The sequence below is a fragment of the Streptomyces sp. CA-210063 genome (assembly GCF_024612015.1).
In the GTDB taxonomy this organism is placed as follows: Bacteria; Actinomycetota; Actinomycetes; order Streptomycetales; family Streptomycetaceae; genus Streptomyces.
In genome coordinates, this window is the sequence record NZ_CP102512.1 from 7,226,674 (window position 1) to 7,244,760 (window position 18,087).

Annotated in this window: 19 protein-coding genes; 11 read left to right on the plus strand and 8 right to left on the minus strand. The window is 70.7% G+C overall.

Annotated elements, in window-relative coordinates:
* Window positions 1-29 precede the first annotated feature (29 nt).
* The gene (locus tag JIX56_RS31595) at window positions 30-686 is read right to left on the minus strand and encodes a M15 family metallopeptidase (RefSeq protein WP_257545545.1); all 657 of its coding nucleotides are present in this window, start codon (window positions 684-686) and stop codon (window positions 30-32) included.
* Window positions 687-1,076: 390 nt separating this feature from the next.
* Window positions 1,077-4,175, minus strand: a complete 3,099-nt coding sequence (locus JIX56_RS31600) for an AfsR/SARP family transcriptional regulator (RefSeq protein ID WP_257545547.1) — start codon at window positions 4,173-4,175, stop codon at window positions 1,077-1,079.
* 499 nt (window positions 4,176-4,674) lie between these two features.
* Between JIX56_RS31600 and JIX56_RS31605 the strand changes: the two genes are divergently transcribed.
* From JIX56_RS31605 to JIX56_RS31625, 5 genes are all read left to right on the plus strand, one after another.
* Window positions 4,675-4,905, plus strand: coding sequence for a hypothetical protein (locus JIX56_RS31605; protein ID WP_257545549.1), 231 nt, complete (start codon window positions 4,675-4,677; stop codon window positions 4,903-4,905).
* Window positions 4,906-4,934: 29 nt separating this feature from the next.
* Window positions 4,935-5,066: a recombination protein O N-terminal domain-containing protein gene (locus JIX56_RS47855; protein ID WP_257545550.1), complete on the plus strand. Its 132-nt coding sequence runs from the start codon at window positions 4,935-4,937 to the stop codon at window positions 5,064-5,066.
* The gene (gene recO, locus JIX56_RS31615) at window positions 5,063-5,812 is read left to right on the plus strand and encodes a DNA repair protein RecO (RefSeq protein ID WP_257545551.1); all 750 of its coding nucleotides are present in this window, start codon (window positions 5,063-5,065) and stop codon (window positions 5,810-5,812) included. Before JIX56_RS47855 ends, recO begins: the two co-directional genes overlap by 4 nt.
* Window positions 5,813-5,924: 112 nt before the next feature.
* Entirely contained in the window at window positions 5,925-6,773 is an 849-nt protein-coding gene (locus JIX56_RS31620) for an isoprenyl transferase (RefSeq protein ID WP_257545553.1), read from the plus strand.
* A gap of 3 nt (window positions 6,774-6,776) precedes the next feature.
* On the plus strand, window positions 6,777-7,331 hold the full coding sequence (locus JIX56_RS31625) for a YcxB family protein (RefSeq protein ID WP_306819893.1): 555 nt from the start codon (window positions 6,777-6,779) through the stop codon (window positions 7,329-7,331).
* Between the two features lie 88 nt (window positions 7,332-7,419).
* Here the strand turns inward: JIX56_RS31625 and JIX56_RS31630 are convergent, their stop codons facing one another.
* The 4 genes from JIX56_RS31630 to JIX56_RS31645 all read right to left on the minus strand — a co-directional run bounded on the left by JIX56_RS31630 (window position 7,420) and on the right by JIX56_RS31645 (window position 10,626).
* Window positions 7,420-7,833 (minus strand): Fur family transcriptional regulator, encoded by a 414-nt coding sequence (locus JIX56_RS31630; RefSeq protein ID WP_257545555.1) that lies wholly within the window; start codon window positions 7,831-7,833, stop codon window positions 7,420-7,422.
* Window positions 7,834-7,903: 70 nt separating this feature from the next.
* Window positions 7,904-8,848 carry a metal ABC transporter permease gene (locus JIX56_RS31635; protein ID WP_257545557.1) on the minus strand — a complete coding sequence of 315 codons (945 nt, stop codon included), beginning with the start codon at window positions 8,846-8,848 and terminating at the stop codon, window positions 7,904-7,906.
* A 13-nt stretch (window positions 8,849-8,861) separates the two neighbouring features.
* Window positions 8,862-9,629 (minus strand): metal ABC transporter ATP-binding protein, encoded by a 768-nt coding sequence (locus tag JIX56_RS31640; protein ID WP_257545559.1) that lies wholly within the window; start codon window positions 9,627-9,629, stop codon window positions 8,862-8,864.
* A gap of 19 nt (window positions 9,630-9,648) precedes the next feature.
* On the minus strand, window positions 9,649-10,626 hold the full coding sequence (locus JIX56_RS31645; RefSeq protein ID WP_257551247.1) for a metal ABC transporter solute-binding protein, Zn/Mn family: 978 nt from the start codon (window positions 10,624-10,626) through the stop codon (window positions 9,649-9,651).
* A gap of 228 nt (window positions 10,627-10,854) precedes the next feature.
* Here JIX56_RS31645 and JIX56_RS31650 point away from each other — a divergent pair, with 228 nt between their 5' ends.
* Window positions 10,855-12,237: a glycine--tRNA ligase gene (locus JIX56_RS31650; protein ID WP_257545561.1), complete on the plus strand. Its 1,383-nt coding sequence runs from the start codon at window positions 10,855-10,857 to the stop codon at window positions 12,235-12,237.
* Between the two features lie 95 nt (window positions 12,238-12,332).
* On the opposite strand, the gene JIX56_RS31655 is transcribed toward JIX56_RS31650, so the two are convergent.
* Complete coding sequence (locus JIX56_RS31655) at window positions 12,333-13,448, minus strand: endonuclease/exonuclease/phosphatase family protein (protein WP_257545563.1); 1,116 nt, start codon at window positions 13,446-13,448, stop codon at window positions 12,333-12,335.
* A 204-nt stretch (window positions 13,449-13,652) separates the two neighbouring features.
* Between JIX56_RS31655 and JIX56_RS31660 the strand changes: the two genes are divergently transcribed.
* From JIX56_RS31660 to JIX56_RS31670, 3 genes are all read left to right on the plus strand, one after another.
* Entirely contained in the window at window positions 13,653-14,615 is a 963-nt protein-coding gene (locus JIX56_RS31660) for a DUF4394 domain-containing protein (RefSeq protein ID WP_257545565.1), read from the plus strand.
* 114 nt (window positions 14,616-14,729) lie between these two features.
* Window positions 14,730-15,740 carry an aldo/keto reductase gene (locus JIX56_RS31665; protein WP_257545567.1) on the plus strand — a complete coding sequence of 337 codons (1,011 nt, stop codon included), beginning with the start codon at window positions 14,730-14,732 and terminating at the stop codon, window positions 15,738-15,740.
* A gap of 26 nt (window positions 15,741-15,766) precedes the next feature.
* Window positions 15,767-16,354, plus strand: a complete 588-nt coding sequence (locus JIX56_RS31670) for a TetR family transcriptional regulator (RefSeq protein ID WP_257545568.1) — start codon at window positions 15,767-15,769, stop codon at window positions 16,352-16,354.
* A 49-nt stretch (window positions 16,355-16,403) separates the two neighbouring features.
* On the opposite strand, the gene JIX56_RS31675 is transcribed toward JIX56_RS31670, so the two are convergent.
* Window positions 16,404-16,868 carry a VOC family protein gene (locus tag JIX56_RS31675; RefSeq protein ID WP_257545570.1) on the minus strand — a complete coding sequence of 155 codons (465 nt, stop codon included), beginning with the start codon at window positions 16,866-16,868 and terminating at the stop codon, window positions 16,404-16,406.
* A gap of 21 nt (window positions 16,869-16,889) precedes the next feature.
* On the opposite strand from JIX56_RS31675, the gene JIX56_RS31680 reads away from it, so the two are divergent.
* Window positions 16,890-17,654: a CGNR zinc finger domain-containing protein gene (locus tag JIX56_RS31680; protein WP_257545572.1), complete on the plus strand. Its 765-nt coding sequence runs from the start codon at window positions 16,890-16,892 to the stop codon at window positions 17,652-17,654.
* A 5-nt stretch (window positions 17,655-17,659) separates the two neighbouring features.
* Window positions 17,660-18,064, plus strand: a complete 405-nt coding sequence (locus JIX56_RS31685; protein WP_257545574.1) for an SRPBCC domain-containing protein — start codon at window positions 17,660-17,662, stop codon at window positions 18,062-18,064.
* Window positions 18,065-18,087: the final 23 nt, after the last annotated feature.

The window sequence follows — 18,087 nt, forward strand, 5'->3', positions numbered from 1 at the left end:
AAGGCCTCGGGCGTCTCGGCGGGACCGGGCTAGGCGCCGGTCCGCGCGGGGCCGTACACGGCGTTCGGGGCGCCGGTCATCAGCGCCCAGTACCGGTCTCCGTACGACCAGTGCCACCACTCGGTGGGGTAGTTGACCAGCCCGGCCGTGGTGAGCGCCGCGGACAGGGTGCGGCGGTTGCGGCGGGCGGTGTCGGAGATGTTGGGGGCGTCGGTGTAGCAGGCGTCGTCGCTCTCCTCGGGGCTGGCGTCGAGGCGGGTGCCCATGTCGAGTTCCTCCCCGGCGGCGGTGCACAGGGTGAGGTCGACTGCGGCGCCGGCGACGTGCGGCCCGATCTCCGGCGGGGAGAGGGAGCGGCTGGCCTGGACGCGGAGGTGGTCCTCCGACCAGTCCGGGTTGGCCCGGCGCAGTTCGGCGGCGTACCTCTCGAAGTACTCGATCTGCAGGGCGAGCGGCCGGTACCCCTCGGTGACCAGCAGCCGCAGCCCGTCGGGCAGCAGCCGGGCGGCGCGGGCGAGGCGCCAGGCGACGCCCTCACGGAGGTGCGCGTACGACCCCTCGGGGTCGGCCTGACGGGAGTCGACCACCACGAAGGGCAGTTCCCTCAGGTCGACGAGGGGCTCACCGCAGTCCTGGACCGGGACGCGGGCGACCTCGGGGTCGCTCATGAGGATGATCGAAGGCATACGTCGTCTTCCACCGGGCGGGAGGTGTGATGCGGCGGGGTGCGTGGCAGCACCCCGGGGAGGGACCTGATCCCCTGATGTCCCTCCCCGGGGGCTTCCCCCCTTGAGTGGTGGTCTGTGACCTGACGACGGTCGTTCCCCCCGTCCGTCGTGCCGTTCCGATCCCACTGTGTTCACGTTCCCACCGGTCCGTCCCCTGCGCGCTCCGGTGGGTCGACCGGCCGGGCGGTGGTCGCCCGGCCGATCCGTTGTTCCCCCGAGGACAACGAGAATGCCGCACTCCGCTGGAAGTTCTCTGCAAGTCCGCCGCAAGCGGGTTTCGGCCTGGCCGACAGGCGTGCGCAACCCGCCGACCGGCAACCGGCGCGGCCTTGGCCCTCTGGTCCCGGGTCACACCCACGGCCATGGCTCGTGCCGTTCGCGGGCCTCGCAGGCGTTGAACACCCGCATGGCTTCGGCCCGCAGCGCGTCGGCGCCGTCCTGATCGCCGAGCGCGGCACGTACGACCGAGAGGTTGCGCAGGGCGCGGGCGCGGGGGAGGGGCAGGGCGAGGACACCCCAGAGGGCGGCGGAGGCGGTCAACAGCCCCTCCGCGTCCGTCAGCCGGCCCTCTGCCAGCGCGCACTCGCCGAGCGTGCGCAGCGTCAGGGCCTCGCCGAAGCGGTCCTCGTGGACCCGGCAGACATCGAGGATCTCGTGCAGTTCCGTCTCCGCCTCCCGGGTGTGCCCCAGCCGCAACCGGGCCTTGGCCCGGGCCCGCAGGGCGTACGCCGCCATGTGCGGATCGCCGAGGGCGCGCAGGATCTCCAGCGCCTGCTCGGCCACGCGCGCGGCCTCCTCGTACGCCCCGAGCGACCGGTGCACCAGGCTGAGCGTGCGCAGCGCCAGGGCCTCGCCGCGCCGGCTGCCGAGCCTCCGGTACGCCCGCAGCGACTCGTCGAGGAGCGGCAACGCCCCTTCCTGGTCGCCGAGTTCGAGGCGTACGGAACCGCCGTACCGGCAGGCGACACCGACCCCGGTGTCGTCGCCGACCCGCCGGAAGCCGTCGGCCGCGTCGGTCAGAGCCCGTTCCGCGTCACGCAGTTCGCCCACCTCGCGGCAGGCGCTGCCGAGGCCGGCGAGGGCGGCGGAACGGCCGCGTACGTCGCCGAGTTCGGTGCAGATGCGCTCGGCGGTGCGGAAGTACTCCTGGGACTCGGCGATGCGGTCCTGCTCGTAGCGGAGCTGGCCCAGGCCGATGATCAGCAGGGCCTCGCCCGAGCGGTCCTCGGCGCGGCGGGCCGCCGCCAGGGCGGCGTCGTGGCTGCGCCACCAGGCGTCGAAGCGGTTTTTGATGGCGAACGAGGAAGAGCACAGCGCGGCGGCGGCTTCACAGGCGAGGGTGTGCAGGCCCATGGCTGCGGCCCGCTCCACCGCCGAGGTGAGCGTGTCTGCCTCGGCGTCGAACCAGGAGAAGGGGTCTTCCAGGGCGCGGCGGGCGGTTTGTTCGCCTACGGGGGAGGTGTGCTCGGATTGTTCGCGGCTGCCGGTTGTCCGTGGTTGCTCGCGCAGTTCCCCGCGCCCCTTCAGGGGCGCTCGTCTGAAACCCTGTCTCAAGATCACCGCACCCGACGGTGCCGCCTCTGTCACCCGGTCCATCAGCCACAACCCGGCCGTCAACGCGCGGCCCACCGCCGCCGTGCGGTCGTCGGCGGGGTCCTCGGTCTCGGCGCGCTCGGCGGCGTAGACGCGTACGAGGTCGTGCAGGCGGTAACGGGGCTGGCCCACCTGGTCCCGGCCCGGGCAGTCGATCAACTGGGCGTCCAGGAGGCGTTCCAGGATCTCCTCCGCCTCGTCCTCCGGGGTGTCGGAGAGCGCGGCCACCGTCCAGACGGCGACGTCGGCGGAGCCGAGCGTGGCGATGCGGCGGAGGACCCGGCGGGCGCACTCGTCCAGGGCCTGATAGCTGAGGCCGAGACTGGCCCGTACCTCCAGGTCCCCCACGGACAGTTCGTCGAGGCGGCGGTGTTCGTCGGCGAGGCGCTCGGCGAGCACGCTGGGCGTCCAGTGCCTGCGGGTCGCCAGGCGTGCGCCCGCGATCCGCAGGGCCAGCGGCAGCCCGCCGCACAGCTCGACGATCCGGCGCGCGGCGGCCCGCTCGGGCGGATCGTCCGGGGTACGGTCCGGGCCGGTGACCCTGGTCAGCAGTTCCAGGCCGCGGGCGTCGTCCAGGACGTCCAGGTCGGTACGCCGGGACCCGACGAGCCCGCCGAGCCTCGCCCGTGAGGTCACCAGCACCCCGCACGTGGCGCTGCCCGGCAGCAGCGGGCGCACCTGGGCCTCGCCGTTCGCGTCGTCGAGGACCAGCAGCATGCGCCGCCCGGCGACGAGGCTGCGGAACAGATCGCCGCGCTCGGCCGTGTCCTCCGGCGGGTCCGCGCCCAGCGCCCGCAGCAGCCGGCCCAGCACCTCGGCGGGCGGTACGGGCTCGCTGAAGCCGTGCAGTTCGGCGTAGAGCTGCCCGTCGGGATACTCGCCGGCCACCCGGTGCGCGGCCTGCACGGCGAGTGCGGACTTGCCCACCCCGGCGGCCCCCGAGACCACGACGACGGGCATCGCCTCCCGCTCGCCCGTCAACCGTTCGACGACCTGGGCCAGTTCGTCCTCCCGCCCGGTGAAGTCCCCGATGGCGGGCGGGAGAAGGGACACGGGCCGGGCCGGGGCGGCCTGCTGCGGAGCGGCGGTGGCCGTGGTGGAGGCGAGCAGGGTCGGGTCGGCCCGCAGGATGGCCTCGTACAGCCGGTTGAGCTCCGGGCCCGGGTCGATCCCCAGTTCCTCGGCGAGCACGGCCCGCCCCTCCGCGTACACGGCCAGCGCGTCGGCCTGCCGCCCCAGCCGGTACAGGCCCAGCATCAACTGGCCGCGTGGCCGCTCCCGGCTCGGATGCGCCCTGACCAGCGCGGTCAGCTCGGTGACCAGCTCCGCCTCGTGTCCGCCGACCTCCAGCTCGGCGGCGATCCGTTCCTCCAGGGCCGCCTGCCGGGCCTGCTCCAGCCACCCGGCCTCGCCCCGCAGCGCCTCCCCGACGCCGCCGAGCGCCGGCCCGCGCCACAGCTCCAGCGCCTCCCGCAGGAGCCGCGCGGCCCCCTCGTGGTCCCCTTCGGCGGCGGCCCGCCGCCCGTCCGCCGTGCGCGCCTCGAACTCCGCCACATCCACGCGCCCGACCCCGGGCCGCAGCACATACCCCGGCGGCCGGGTCTCGATCGCCTCCGCCGCCTCGGCGGGCAGGGCCCGCCGCAGCGCCGACACATACGTCTGCACCAGCGCCCGCGCGGTGTCCGGGGGCTCGTCCCCCCAGATCACGTCCACCAGCGCGTCCGCGGGCACCACCTGACCGGCCCGCAGCAGCAGCACGGCCAGCAGCGCACGCGGTTTCGGGCCGCCCAGCCGCAGGGGCCTCGCACCGTGCCACGCCTCGACCGGACCGAGCAGTCGGAATTCCAGCTCCACGGGTCCCCATCTTCCGTGCCGTCGGACCGCCGGGACAGCGGTTGCTCACGCAACGTTCGACGCTCATGTACGCCGAGTGGTTTCCCAAGACGCATGATGCGCCGGTGAGTTGTCGGAAAACGGGGGAACCAAACGGAATCTTAGGTGGACAACGCGGAGATTCCTCACGTAGGTGAGGACCACCTGTGGCGATGCCGTGGGGGAGCCGTGGGGTCGCGGGAATCCGGGCCATTGCCCAAGGTCAACATCTCTGCCCCGCCCCGCAGTTGACGAGCACAGACTCCTGCCGAGTTTAGACACGGCAGGTCACCGAAGAGATGCGAAGAGTGAAATTCGATGGGGCAGGGGAGCAGGGTGGAGGCAGCAGAGAAGGGCTCGGGGGACGACGCCCGGCGCGGTGCGCCGGAGAGGCGGAGGACATGGTGGAGGAATTGCGGCGAGTGAGCCAGAGGACGGGAATTGTGCCGCCGCCAGCGGGTATTTCGGCGGCGGCCCTGCGGTGAGCGGGAACGGAAAGAAGCCGGCGATCGGCACCTACGCGGTCGACACCCGCACTGGCAAGGTCGGCCGTGTCATGGGCCACGAGGGGCCGTACGTACAGCTGCGGCCGGTCGGCGGAGGCAGGGAGTGGGACTGCGCCCCCGAGGCCGTACGGGCCGCCACGACCATAGAGCGACTGCGCGCGGCGACGGCGTACGAGAACGCCCGTAGCCGAGGTGAGGTCCCTTGAAGGGGTGACCGTAGGCGAGAATGGGCGGCATGAGCCTGTTCCGCGACGACGGCATCGTGCTGCGCACCCAGAAGCTGGGTGAAGCGGACCGGATCATGCTGCATTCTCCCGGGGGGCGACCCCCGTACCCCCAGCAGGAAACCCCCGGGGGCGTGCGATGAGTCTCTTTCGCGACGACGGCATCGTGCTGCGCACCCAGAAGCTGGGTGAAGCGGACCGGATCATCACGCTGCTCACTCGTGGTCACGGGCGGGTGCGGGCCGTGGCCCGGGGAGTGCGGCGGACCAAGTCGAAGTTCGGGGCGCGGCTCGAACCCTTCTCGCATGTGGACGTGCAGTTCTTCGCGCGGGGCAGTGAGCTGATCGGACGCGGGCTGCCCCTGTGCACACAGAGTGAGACCATCGCGCCGTACGGCGGCGGCATCGTGAGCGACTACGCCCGCTACACCGCCGGGACGGCCATGCTGGAGACGGCCGAGCGGTTCACGGACCACGAGGGCGAGCCCGCCGTGCAGCAGTATCTGCTGCTCGTCGGCGGGCTGCGCACCCTCGCCCGCGGCGAGCACGCGCCGCACCTCGTCCTCGACGCCTTCCTGCTGCGCTCGCTCGCCATCAACGGCTACGCCCCCAGCTTCGGCGACTGCGCGAAGTGCGGGCTGCCCGGACCGAATCGCTTCTTCTCCGTCGCGGCCGGCGGCTCCGTCTGCGTGGACTGCCGGGTGCCCGGCAGCGTCGTACCCTCGGCACAGGCCCTGGAACTCCTCGGCGCGCTGCTGACGGGGGACTGGGAGACCGCGGACGCGTGCGAGCCGCGGTATGTGCGGGAGGGCAGCGGGCTGGTCTCCGCCTACCTGCACTGGCATCTGGAGCGCGGCCTGCGCTCACTTCGGTACGTGGAAAAGTCGTAAGCACACAGAGTCGTAAGCACATCAGAGTCGTCGGCACACAGAGTCAGCCGTCAGCAGTACAGAGTCGTCAGCAGTACAGAGTCGTCAGCAGCACAGAGGAGACGAGAAGCACATGGTGGTACGCGGGTTCCTCGGGCGTCAGCGCCGCGAGTACAAGGCGCCGACGCCGCATCTGTCCGGCGCCCGCGCGCCCAAGCTGCCCGGCGAGCTGGTCCCCGAGCACGTGGCGATCGTCATGGACGGGAACGGCCGCTGGGCCAAGGAGCGCGGGCTGCCGCGCACCGAGGGCCACAAGGTCGGCGCCGAGCGTGTGCTCGACGTCCTCCAGGGCTCCCTCGAGATCGGCGTCCGCAACATCTCCCTCTACGCCTTCTCCACCGAGAACTGGAAGCGCTCGCCCGACGAGGTCCGCTTCCTCATGAACTTCAACCGCGACTTCATCCGCAAGACCCGCGACCAGCTCGACGAACTCGGCATCCGGGTCCGCTGGGTCGGCCGGATGCCGAAGCTGTGGAAGTCCGTCGCCAAGGAGCTCCAGGTCGCCCAGGAGCAGACCAAGGGCAACGACCTGCTGACCCTGTACTTCTGCATGAACTACGGCGGCCGCGCCGAGATCGCCGACGCGGCGCAGGCCCTCGCCGAGGACATCCGCGCGGGCCGCCTCGACCCCTCCAAGGTCACCGAGAAGACCTTCGCGAAGTACCTCTACTACCCGGACATGCCGGACGTCGACCTCTTCCTGCGCCCCAGCGGCGAGCAGCGCACCTCCAACTACCTGCTCTGGCAGAGTGCCTACGCCGAGATGGTCTTCCAGGACGTGCTGTGGCCGGACTTCGACCGCCGTGACCTGTGGCGGGCGTGCATGGAGTTCGCCTCCCGGGACCGCCGCTTCGGCGGCGCCATCCCGAACGAGGAACTGCTGGCGATGGAGGGCCGGATGGAGGGCCGGACGGAGGGCTGACCGTTGGCGGAGGCCGGTGCGGAGCGGGTGGAGTCGGCCGGGCCGGTCGACCGGGTCGAGCTGGTGTACCGGGCGACGGCCGGGGAGTTCCGCGAGGCGCTGCACGCGTCGACGCGGGCCTCGGCGCTCGGGCGGTGGGGCAGGGGGCTGCTGCTCTTCTCCGGCGGGCTGGGGGTGCTCCTGGCGGCGGTGTCGCTGCTGCTCGGTGCCGCACCCGATCCCAAGGTCCTCGTGATGACGGCCGCGCCGGTACTCGGCCTGCTGGTGCTCCCGCACCTCCAGGCCCGCCATCTCCACCGCCGGGCGGCGCTGCTCGGCACGCACCACGCCGTGCTGGACCTGTGGGGCGTGACCGTCCGGCACGACCGGGGCACCGAACACCCGGCCCGCTGGTCACAGGTGTCCCGGTACGCCGAGACCCCGCACACCTTCGTCCTGCTCAGCGGCGGCACCCACGCGCCCCGCCTCACCGTGCTGCCCAAGAGGGGCCTGCGGAACCCAGGCGACGCCGACCGGCTCCGCGCCGTCCTCGACCGCGAAGGTCTGACCCGCCTGTAGCGGCAAGGCTGCCGACGGGAGATCCGGCCGACGGGAGATCCCGGCCTGCGGGAGATCCGGCCGGCGGGAGATCCGGCCGACGCCCGGCCTACGAGATCTTCGCCGCGCACTCCGCGCAGGTGCCGAAGATCTCCACCGTGTGGGCGACGTTCACGAAGCCGTGTTCCGCGGCGATCGCGTCGGCCCACTTCTCGACCGCGGGGCCCTCCACCTCCACGGCCTTGCCGCAGACGCGGCAGACGAGGTGGTGGTGGTGCTCGCCGGTCGAGCAGCGGCGGTACACGGACTCGCCGTCGGAGGTGCGCAGAACGTCGACCTCGCCCGCGTCGGCGAGGGTCTGCAACGTGCGGTACACGGTGGTGAGCCCGACCGAGTCGCCCTTGTGCTTGAGCATGTCATGGAGTTCCTGCGCGCTGCGGAACTCGTCGACCTCGTCGAGTGCCGCAGCCACGGCCGCCCGCTGCCGGGTGGAACGACCTCGTACGGGTCCAGCGGTCGTCACCGTTGCCTCCTCACGTAGCGGTCTTGCCGGGCCATTGTGCCAGCCCGGACACACCCCGTTCGGACGCCGGTCAGCCGGCGGACCCCTCGGCGGAGGTCCGGCTGGCCGGAACCGTATCCCTGATCACCCCCGCCCCGGCCTCCTCACCGGACTTCGGAATCACGCATACCGCCGGGTCGCCGGCCGCCGGCTCCATCGCCTTCGCACGCCGCCTGGCCAGGGGTGTGGCCAGTGCGGTGAGCACCATGAACGCGGCGATGGCGAGCAGCACGATCGTCGCGCCGGGCGGTACGTCCTGGTAGTACGACGTGACGGTGCCGCCGATCGTCACGGACACCCCGATGGCCACGGCGATCGCGAACGTCGCCGCGAAACTGCGGGTGAGCTGCTGCGCCGCGGCGACCGGGACGACCATCAGCGCGGACACCAGCAGCAGGCCGACGACGCGCATGGCGACCGTCACGGTCACCGCCGCCGTGACCGCCGTCAGCAGGTTCAGCGCCCGCACCGGCAGGCCGGTGACCCGGGCGAACTCCTCGTCCTGGCTGACCGCGAACAGCTGCCGCCGCAGCGCCAGCGTCATCACGATCACGAACGCGGCCAGGACGCAGATCGCGGTGATGTCCTCCTGCGACACGGTCGAGAGCGAGCCGAAGAGGAACGACATCAGATTGGCGTTGGTGCCGCCGGGCGCGAGGTTGATGAGCATCACACCGCCCGCCATGCCGCCGTAGAAGAGCATGGCGAGCGCGATGTCGCCGCGCGTCCTGCCGTACCAGCGGATCAGTTCCATCAGGACGGCGCCCACCACGGACACCAGCGTCGCCATCCACACCGGCGACCAGGAGAGCATGAAGCCGAGGCCCACGCCGGTCATCGCGACATGGCCGATGCCGTCGCCCATGAGGGCCTGGCGGCGCTGGACGAGGTAGATACCGATCGCGGGGGCGGTGATGCCGACGAGGACGGCGGCGAGCAGGGCCCGCTGCATGAAGGCGTAGTTGAGGATTTCCATCGCGAATGCCTTCTCAGCTCAGCAGGCCCGTACGGACCGGCTCCGTGCCCGGTGCCGCGTGCGGGTGGACATGGTCGTGGCCGGGCAGCGCGTGCTGGCCGACCGCCTTCGGGGGCGGGCCGTCGTGGGTGACGCAGCCGTCGCGGAGCACCACCGCGCGGTCGATCAGCGGCTCCAGCGGGCCCAGTTCATGGAGGACCAACAGCACGGTCGTCCCCTTCGCGACCTGCTCGCGCAGGGTCGCGGCCAGCACCTCCTGGCTGGCCAGGTCGACGCCCGCCATCGGCTCGTCCATGATCAGCAGCTCGGGTTCGCAGGCGAGGGCACGGGCGATGAGGACGCGCTGGTGCTGGCCGCCGGAGAGGGCGTTCACCGAGTCCTTGGCGCGGTCCGCCATGCCGACCAGGTCGATGGCCCGTCGTACGGCCTCGCGGTCCGCCCTGCCGAGGATGCCGAAGCGGGCGCGGGAGAGCCGGCCGGACGTCACGACCTCGGTGACGGTCGCCGGGACGCCGCCCGCCGCGGTCGTGCGCTGCGGCACGTACCCGAGCCGCCGCCAGTCGCGGAAGCGGCGCCGCGGGGTGCCGAACAGCTCGATCTCGCCGTCGCTGACCGGCACCTGGCCGATCACCGTGCGTACGGCGGTGGACTTGCCGGAGCCGTTGGCGCCGAGCAACGCGACGACCTCACCGCGGTGCACGGTGAGGTCGATGCCGCGCAGGACCGTGCGCGAGCCCAGTTCGGCGCGTACCCCGCGCAGCGATATGACGGGCTCGCTCATGGTCGGGTCCTCCGGATGATCACTTGGCTCCCAGGGCCGTCTGGAGCGCCTTGAGGTTGGCTTCCTGGACCGAGAAGTAGTCCTTGCCGCGGGACTTCTCGGTGATGCCCTCGATCGGGTCGAGGACGTCCGTCTTCAGCCCGGCGTCGGCGGCGATGGTCTTCGCGGTCTTGTCACTGACGAGTGTCTCGTAGAACACCGTGGTGACGCCGTCGGCCTTCGCCATCTTCTCAAGTTCCTTCACCCGCGCCGCACTCGGCTCGGACTCGGGGTCGAGGCCGGAGATGGCCTCCTCGGTGAGGCCGTAGCGCTCGGCGAGGTAGCCGAAGGCGGCGTGGGTGGTGATGAAGACCTTGGTCTTCGTGTTCTTCAGGCCGCTCTCGAACTGGCCGTCGAGCGCGCCCAGCTTCTCGACCAGGGCCTCGGTGTTGGTCTTGTAGGTGTCCGCGTGGTCCGGGTCGGCCTTTTCGAGGGCGGCGCCGACGCCCTTGGCGACCTCGGCGTACTTCACGGGGTCGAGCCAGATGTGGGGGTCCTTGCCGGACTCCTCGTGGCCGTGCTCGTCCTCCGCGGGCTCGTCGTCGTGCTCCTCGGCGTGGCCGCCGACCTCGGTGCCGTGCTCCTCCAGGGAGGTCAGCGTGGCGGCGTCGATCTTCGTCTTGATCTCGGACTGGTCGACGGCGTCGTCGACGGAGGGCTGCAGGCCCTTGAGATAGACCACCGCGTCCGACTCCTGGAGCTGCGCGGTCTGCTTGGCGCTGATCTCCAGGTCGTGCGGCTCCTGGCCGGGCTCGGTCAGACTGGTGACGTTCACGTACTTCCCGCCGATCTGCTCGGCGAGGAAGGCCATCGGATAGAACGACGCGACGACGTCGAACTTGTCCGTGTTGCCCGCGGCGGCGCTGTCGTTCGAACATGCCGAGAGAGTGGTGAGGCCGATGGCGGCGGCCGCGGTCGCCGCCGCGGGTATCAGGAGTCGTCGTCTTACTACGTTCATGACAGTCATTTTCATCTTATCTGGAAACGATTGTCAACAAGCCTGTTGGTAAGCCCTGGGTAAGTCCCGGGTAGGGCCTTTGTCCGGCTCTCGCCCGTCTCCTTCCCCGAACCGATTTGATTGGAGGGCAGGCCGCGCCGGTAACCTGAAGCATTCGCTCTGAAGCGCATCCGCTTCCCTCCAGGAGCGCACCGCTTCGTCGCCCGTCGTCGTAATGAAGAGAGCACCGTGGCCGCCGACAAGATCGACACCATCGTCAGCCTGAGCAAGCGCCGTGGCTTCGTATTCCCGTGCAGCGAGATCTACGGCGGTCAGCGTGCCGCCTGGGACTACGGACCGCTGGGTGTCGAGCTCAAGGAGAACCTCAAGCGCCAGTGGTGGCGCTACATGGTGACGTCGCGCGAGGACGTGGTCGGTATCGACTCGTCCGTCATCCTGGCCCCCGAGGTCTGGGTCGCCTCCGGCCACGTCGCCACCTTCTCCGACCCGCTCACCGAGTGCACCTCCTGCCACAAGCGGTTCCGCGCGGACCACCTGGAAGAGGCGTACGAGGCGAAGAAGGGCCGCCTGCCGGAGAACGGCCTCGCGGACGTCAACTGCCCCAACTGTGGCACCAAGGGCCAGTTCACCGAGCCCAAGCAGTTCTCGGGTCTGCTCTCCACCCACCTCGGCCCCACGCAGGACACCGGCTCCATCGCCTACCTGCGGCCCGAGACCGCCCAGGGCATCTTCACCAACTTCGCCCAGGTGCAGACCACCTCGCGCAAGAAGCCCCCGTTCGGCATCGCGCAGATGGGCAAGTCCTTCCGCAACGAGATCACGCCCGGCAACTTCATCTTCCGTACCCGCGAGTTCGAGCAGATGGAGATGGAGTTCTTCGTCAAGCCGGGCGAGGACGAGAAGTGGCAGGAGTACTGGATGCAGGAGCGGTGGAACTGGTACACCGGCCTGGGTCTGCGCGAGGAGAACATGCGCTGGTACGACCACCCGAAGGAGAAGCTCTCCCACTACTCCAAGCGGACCGCCGACATCGAGTACCGCTTCCAGTTCGGCGGCAACGAGTGGGGTGAGCTGGAGGGCGTCGCCAACCGCACGGACTACGACCTCACCGCGCACTCCAAGGCCTCCGGCCAGGACCTCTTCTACTTCGACCAGGAGGCCGGCGAGCGCTACACCCCGTACGTCATCGAGCCCGCCGCCGGTGTCGGCCGCACCATGCTGGCGTTCCTCCTCGATGCTTACACCGAGGACGAGGCGCCCAACGCCAAGGGCAAGCTGGAGAAGCGGACGGTGCTGCGTCTCGACCACCGGATCGCCCCGGTGAAGGTCGCGGTGCTGCCGCTGTCGCGCAACCCCGAGCTGTCCCCGAAGGCGAAGGGGCTCGCGACGGCGCTGCGGCAGAACTGGAACATCGAGTTCGACGACGCGGGGGCGATCGGTCGCCGGTACCGGCGCCAGGACGAGATCGGTACGCCGTACTGCGTGACGGTCGACTTCGACACGCTCGACGACAATGCGGTGACCGTGCGTGAGCGGGACTCGATGAAGCAGGAGCGGGTGTCTCTGGACCAGATCGAGGGGTACCTCGCTGGGCGGTTGGTTGGCGCCTGAGCGTCTGCCTGGCTTGTGTGAGGGAGCGGCCGCGGGTTGTTCGTGGCTGGTCGCGCAGTTCCCCGCGCCCCTGACGGGGCCGGGGAACTCGGCGTTTACAGGGCCAGGTCGGCGAACAGGGCCGCGTGGTCCGAGGCCTGGTTGGTTTTTGAGGTGACCGTGGGGAAGGACTGGAAGGTGTTGGGGGCCCAGATGCCCCGGCGCTCCACGCCCACGTCGGTCACCAGGTCCCACAACTGCGGGCTGAACATGAGGTAGTCGAGCTTCTGCTCGTCGCGTTTGCCGGTGCCGTGGGTGCCCGGGGGGTTGATCCCGTAGCTCTCGTGGGTCATGGCCTCGCGGAGGCCGGCGTCGAGGAGGAGCTTGATGGGGGGACTGGCGAGTGTGTCGTTGAGGTCGCCGGCGACGATGACGCGGGGAGAGCGTTCGAGGGCGTCCTCGTAGATCTCCTTGACCCGCTCGGCCTGGGCCTTGCGGCGTTTGTCGTTCTCGGAGGCGTTGCCGAAGCCCTTGCTCTTGAAGTGGTTGCCGAGGATCCACAGGGGCTCGCCGGCGACGTCGATCTCGAACTCGGGGCAGTCCCGGCTGAACACCCGGGTCCCGGACGCGCCCAGGTCGAAGATGTGCGACCGCACGGACGTGATGGGGAACCGGCTGAGGATGCCCACGTCGATGCCACGGCTGTCGTTGCCGTCGACGAGCAGGTTGAACGGATACGGCTCGTGCCCCACCGCCCCGCCCAGCACCTGGGTGTTGAAGCGGTCCAGGGTGAGCCGGTCCTCGACCTCGACCGTGAGCAGGATGTCCGCGTTCACCTCGGCTATCACCCGTGCGGTGTTCTCCACCGCGTCCCAGCGGATGTCGTCGCGCACCATCTCGGCCCAGCCCGACCACTTCGACCGCCCCTTGGCGACGATCTTGACGGCCGGACTTCCTGTCGGGGGCACCGTGTAGAGCTTCGCGCCGCCGCGGGGCTGGTTGACGAAGAACGGGCGGCGGCTGTCCGCGGCCGAGTTGTGCGCGTCGTGCTTCACGATCAGCTCGGCGATCCGCTCCTTGTCCGCCTCCTGGTAGATCTCCTTGCCCAGGAGACCGACCAGCTCGTTGAAGTCGTCCAGGATCTCCTTGCGCCGCTCCGCGTCATCGAGGCCGAACACCGTGGGCCGACGGAAGAGGTTCTCGGCGTTGAACGTGGCGATACGGATGGTCATGTGCCCTCCTGGTGCCGCGAGGCCGGTGACAGGCACCTCGAATTCTCCGAGAGGGGACGAATGGTGTCCAACGGAAGGGCGGGGAAACTTCCGTAGTTCCCGGAAAATTCGCGTACGACCCACCAATCCGCCCCTGCCCCCTGTTCCGAAGGAGAGGGCATACGGCCCGCACGGGGCGGGTCGCGCATCTTCACGGGGGCGTACATGCGCAAGCAAGCAGTCATCGGCGTACTCACCATGGCGGTGGCGATCGGGACGGTCGGCGCGGTCGGATCCGGGGCGCTGGGCGGATCGTCGGCGTCGACCGGGGTGTCGGAGAGCGACTCCTCCGGCACCGGCACCGGCACCGGTACCGGTATCGAGGCCAAGGGCGGCGGCCTGGGCGGCGGGGCGCAGGTTCCCAGCGGCCTGAAGGCCATCGGCCTCACCGCCGACCAGCGGCTCGTCGTCTTCCGCGTCGACAAGCCCGGCGCCGCGGTCCCGCTCGGCAAGGTCGGCGGCCTCAAGGGCGACACGAAGCTCGTCGGCATCGACTACCGCGTCCAGAACAACAAGCTGTACGGCGTCGGCGACCAGGGCGGCATCTACACGATCCGCGAGGTGGGCGCCAAGGCCACCAAGGTCTCCCAGCTCACGGTCGCCCTCCAGGGCAAGGCGTACGGCGTCGACTTCAACCCCGCCGCCAACCGCCTCCGCGTGATCAGCGACACCGGTCAGAACCTCCGCCACAACCTCGACGACCCCCAGGGCGCCCCGGCCGCCGGCACCACGGCCGTCGACGGCACGCTCACCAACCCGCCGGTCCCGCCCGCCACGGCCGGTACCACCGCCCAGGGGGTGACCGGAGCGGCGTACACGAACAACGACCTCGACACCACCACCGCGACCACCCTCTTCGACCTCGACACCGCCCAGGACCAGATCTCCGTCCAGTCCCCGGCCAACGCGGGCAACCTCGCCCCCACCGGCAAGCTCGGCGTCGACGCTCCGCTGAACTCCGGCTTCGACATCTACAGCTCGACGAGGAGCGGGGTGAACGCCGGGTACGCGGTGACGGGGAAGCGGGTGTTCAGCGTCAACCTGCTGACGGGGAAGGCGAGTCCGACGGGGAGCTTCGGGAAGGGGAGGCAGGTGGTGGACTTGGCGATTCCGCTGCGACAGGGATGAGAAGTGCTGCGACAGGGATGAGGTGTAGGGGGAGCGGCTGACGGATAGACAGTGCTGACACATGACAGCTGACAGATATTGAAATCTGTCAGCTGTCATGTCATCGTGGGATGCATGACGATGCGAACGCGCACTCTCGGAACCACCGGCCCCCAGGTCTCCGCCCTCGGCCTCGGCTGCATGGGCATGTCCGCGCTGTACGGCGACGCCGACCGGGCGGAGTCCATCGCGACCATCCACGCGGCCCTCGAAGCCGGCGTCACTCTGCTCGACACGGGCGACTTCTACGGCATGGGCCACAACGAACTGCTGATCGGCGAGGCCCTGCGCGCCGCTCCCGCCGCCCGCCGGGAGCAGGCGCTGACCAGCGTCAAGTTCGGGGCGCTGCGTGACCCGGACGGAGGCTGGGTGGGGTACGACGGCCGTCCGGCGGCGGTCAGGAACTTCGCCGCGTACTCCCTCCAGCGCCTCGGCACGGACCACATCGACGTCTACCGGATCGCGCGGGTCGACCCCGACGTACCGATCGAGGAGACGGTCGGCGCGATCGCGGAACTGGTCGAGAAGGGGTACGTACGCCACATCGGCCTGAGCGAGGTCGGCGCGGAGACGATCCGCCGCGCGGCCGCCACGGCCCCGATCGTGGACCTCCAGATCGAGTACTCCCTCATCTCGCGCGGCATCGAGGACGAGATCCTGCCGACGACGCGCGAACTGGGCATCGCCGTGACCGCGTACGGAGTCCTCTCCCGGGGCCTGATCTCGGGCCACTTCACCCGCGACCGCCAACTGGCTGCCAACGACTTCCGGGCCTTCTCGCCCCGCTTCCAGGGGGAGAACCTCCAGCGCAACCTGGACCTGGTCGAGGCGTTGCGGAAGATCGCCGAGCAGAAGGGGGTGTCGGTCGCGCAGATCGCGATCGCGTGGGTCCTGTCGCGCGGAGAGGACATCGTCCCGCTGGTGGGTGCCCGCCGCAGGGACCGTCTGGCCGAGGCGCTGGGCGCGCTGGAGGTGACCCTGGACGCGACCGACCTGGCGGCGATCGAGGGCGCCGTACCGGCCGACGCGGCGGCGGGCGACCGTTACCCCGCGGCCCAGATGGCACACCTCGACAGCGAGCGCTGATCGTTCCGCCCGGTACGGTTCCCCTCATGGCACCGACCTCCGAGACCCTGACCGCCGAGCGCATCCTCGAAGCGACCGAGGAGGTCCTGCGCCGCCACGGCCCCGCCAAGGCCACCGTGGTCGACGTGGCCCGCGCACTCGGCGTCAGCCACGGGAGCGTCTACCGCCACTTCCGCACCAAGGCGGCGCTGCGCGAGGCGGTGACCAAGCGCTGGCTGGACCGTACGACGGCGACCCTGACCGCCATCGCCGCCGAGGACCGCGACCCGGAGGCCCGGCTGCGCGACTGGCTGGCCGCCCTCTTCACCGCCAAGCGTCGCAAGGCCGGCGGCGACCCGGAGCTGTTCGCCACCTACCAGGTCCTGACGGAGGAGAACGGCGAGGCCGTCGGCGCCCATATCGCCGACCTGACCGGCCAAGTGACCCGGATCATCCAGTCCGGCATCGACTCCGGCACCTTCACCCCCACCGACCCCACCGCCACAGCCCGAGCCATCTTCCACGCCACCGCCCGCTTCCACGACCCCTCCTACGCCCCCGTCTGGCAACAGCCGGACGTCGAGGAGCAGTTCGAGGCGGTCGTGGAGCTGGTGGTGCGGGGGCTGCGGAGGTGAGCGGGGCGCCTACGCCCACCGGCGAACGCCTACGCCCACCGGCCCACGCCTAGGCCACGCAGAACTCGTTCCCCTCCGGATCCCGCATCAGCCACCAGTGCCCCGCCGGGCCCTTGTCGAACTCCTCGACGCGGGTGGCGCCCAGGGTTTCCAGGCGGGTGGCCAGGGCGTCCCGGCCGCCCGGTTCGGCGTGGATGTCGATGTGGAGGCGGTTTTTGACCGTCTTGGCTTCGGGGACGTCCTGGAAGAGGAGGCGGCGGCCCTTGCCGATGCCGGTGAAGGGGTCGTAGGGGTCGTCGGGGTGGCGGACGGCGGCGTAGCCGCGGAAGACGTGGTGGCCGTTGTGCTCGGTGACGGCGGCCTCGGGGAGGTCGCCCGTGGCGAGGAGGTGGGTGATCAGGGTGCTCGGATTCTCCACCTCATAGCCCAGCGCGGCGGCCCAGAAGTCGGCCAGGGGCTGGGCGTCCCGGGTGTCGATGACCAGTTTCCAGTTCAGCGCGGTGGCAGGAGTCATGTAACCGGTTATATTGGTTACATGGCTTCTTCGTCCAGGGCATCGGCTCCGAAGGGGGTCTCGGGAGTGTCGGGCATCGTGCTGCGGTCCTACTCCGGGAACGTCTACCGGTTCGATCCGGGCACCCTCTGCCTGGAGCTGCTCGTCACCGGCGGCCCCGGCGCCCTGACCCGCTACGAGGTGCTGCACACCCCCGATGACCTGGTCCGATGGGCCGATCAGTCCCGGCTGACCCCCACGCCCCCCGCGCTCCACATCACGGCGGACGACGTGGCGTACGCCCGGCGGCTGCGCGACGCGCTGACCCGTACGGCTCTCTCGCGCGTCGTCGGCGGCGGGCTCCCCGAGCTGGGCATAGCCACGGCGGACACCGCCGACCTCGACGTCATCAACGAAGCCGCCGCCCGGCCGCCGCTCGCCCCCGCCATCGGCGCGGACGGCACCCGGGGCTGGGCCGCCGGCCCGGCGACCGGGGCGCAGCTCGCCTCCACCGTCGCCCGCGACGCCGTCGACCTCCTCACCGGGCCGTACGCGGAACGGATCCGCATGTGCGCCGGGGAGCGCTGCTATCTCCTCTACGTCGACACCTCCCGGCCCGGCCGCCGCCGCTGGTGCTCGATGGAGCACTGCGGCAACCGCAGCAAGGTCCGCGCCCATCGTGTGCGCCGCACAGGAGCAGTGGGCCCGGTCGGGCAGGAGCAGCCGGTCACCGAGGAACAACAGCCGGAGGAGGAACAACAGCCGGAGGAGGAACGACAGCCGACGCCGGTCGAGAAGAAGGGGTGATCCTCATGTCCACTCGATCCACCGGACTCACCAAGGACGCCGGATGGGAAGTCGGCGTCTCCCGCACCCTGCCCCACTCACCCGCCGCCGTATGGGAGTTCATCAGCGGGTCGCGCGGAGTCGCGCTGTGGCTCGGGGCCGGGGCGCGGTTCGCCCCCGAGCCCGGTGCCCCGTACGAAACCGACGCGGGCGTCACCGGCGAGGTGCGCGGTTACCGTCCCGGTGACCGGATGCGTGTCACCTACGGCGACACGACCCTCCAGGTCGCCGTCTCGGCGGCCGGCGGCGGCCGGTCCGTGCTCGTCTTCCATCAGGAACGCATGGCGAGCCCCGAGGAGCGTGAACGTCAACGGGCGCACTGGCAGCGGGTGATGGACCAGGTCGCCGACGCGCTCGACGACCTGGCCTGACGAGTGGCCGGACAACCGCCTTG

What these genes read in the sequence shown, in the direction of transcription:
- JIX56_RS31595 (WP_257545545.1), bottom strand. Translation starts at nt 686, where the DNA reads ATGCCTTCGATCATCCTCATGAGCGACCCCGAGGTCGCCCGCGTCCCG.
- JIX56_RS47855 (WP_257545550.1), top strand. Translation starts at nt 4,935, where the DNA reads ATGAGCCTGTTCCGCGACGACGGCATCGTGCTGCGCACCCAGAAGCTG.
- recO (WP_257545551.1), top strand. Translation starts at nt 5,063, where the DNA reads ATGAGTCTCTTTCGCGACGACGGCATCGTGCTGCGCACCCAGAAGCTG.
- JIX56_RS31620 (WP_257545553.1), top strand. Translation starts at nt 5,925, where the DNA reads ATGGTGGTACGCGGGTTCCTCGGGCGTCAGCGCCGCGAGTACAAGGCG.
- JIX56_RS31635 (WP_257545557.1), bottom strand. Translation starts at nt 8,848, where the DNA reads ATGGAAATCCTCAACTACGCCTTCATGCAGCGGGCCCTGCTCGCCGCC.
- JIX56_RS31640 (WP_257545559.1), bottom strand. Translation starts at nt 9,629, where the DNA reads ATGAGCGAGCCCGTCATATCGCTGCGCGGGGTACGCGCCGAACTGGGC.
- JIX56_RS31645 (WP_257551247.1), bottom strand. Translation starts at nt 10,626, where the DNA reads ATGAACGTAGTAAGACGACGACTCCTGATACCCGCGGCGGCGACCGCG.
- JIX56_RS31655 (WP_257545563.1), bottom strand. Translation starts at nt 13,448, where the DNA reads ATGACCATCCGTATCGCCACGTTCAACGCCGAGAACCTCTTCCGTCGG.
- JIX56_RS31660 (WP_257545565.1), top strand. Translation starts at nt 13,653, where the DNA reads ATGCGCAAGCAAGCAGTCATCGGCGTACTCACCATGGCGGTGGCGATC.
- JIX56_RS31665 (WP_257545567.1), top strand. Translation starts at nt 14,730, where the DNA reads ATGACGATGCGAACGCGCACTCTCGGAACCACCGGCCCCCAGGTCTCC.
- JIX56_RS31670 (WP_257545568.1), top strand. Translation starts at nt 15,767, where the DNA reads ATGGCACCGACCTCCGAGACCCTGACCGCCGAGCGCATCCTCGAAGCG.
- JIX56_RS31675 (WP_257545570.1), bottom strand. Translation starts at nt 16,868, where the DNA reads ATGACTCCTGCCACCGCGCTGAACTGGAAACTGGTCATCGACACCCGG.
- JIX56_RS31680 (WP_257545572.1), top strand. Translation starts at nt 16,890, where the DNA reads ATGGCTTCTTCGTCCAGGGCATCGGCTCCGAAGGGGGTCTCGGGAGTG.
- JIX56_RS31685 (WP_257545574.1), top strand. Translation starts at nt 17,660, where the DNA reads ATGTCCACTCGATCCACCGGACTCACCAAGGACGCCGGATGGGAAGTC.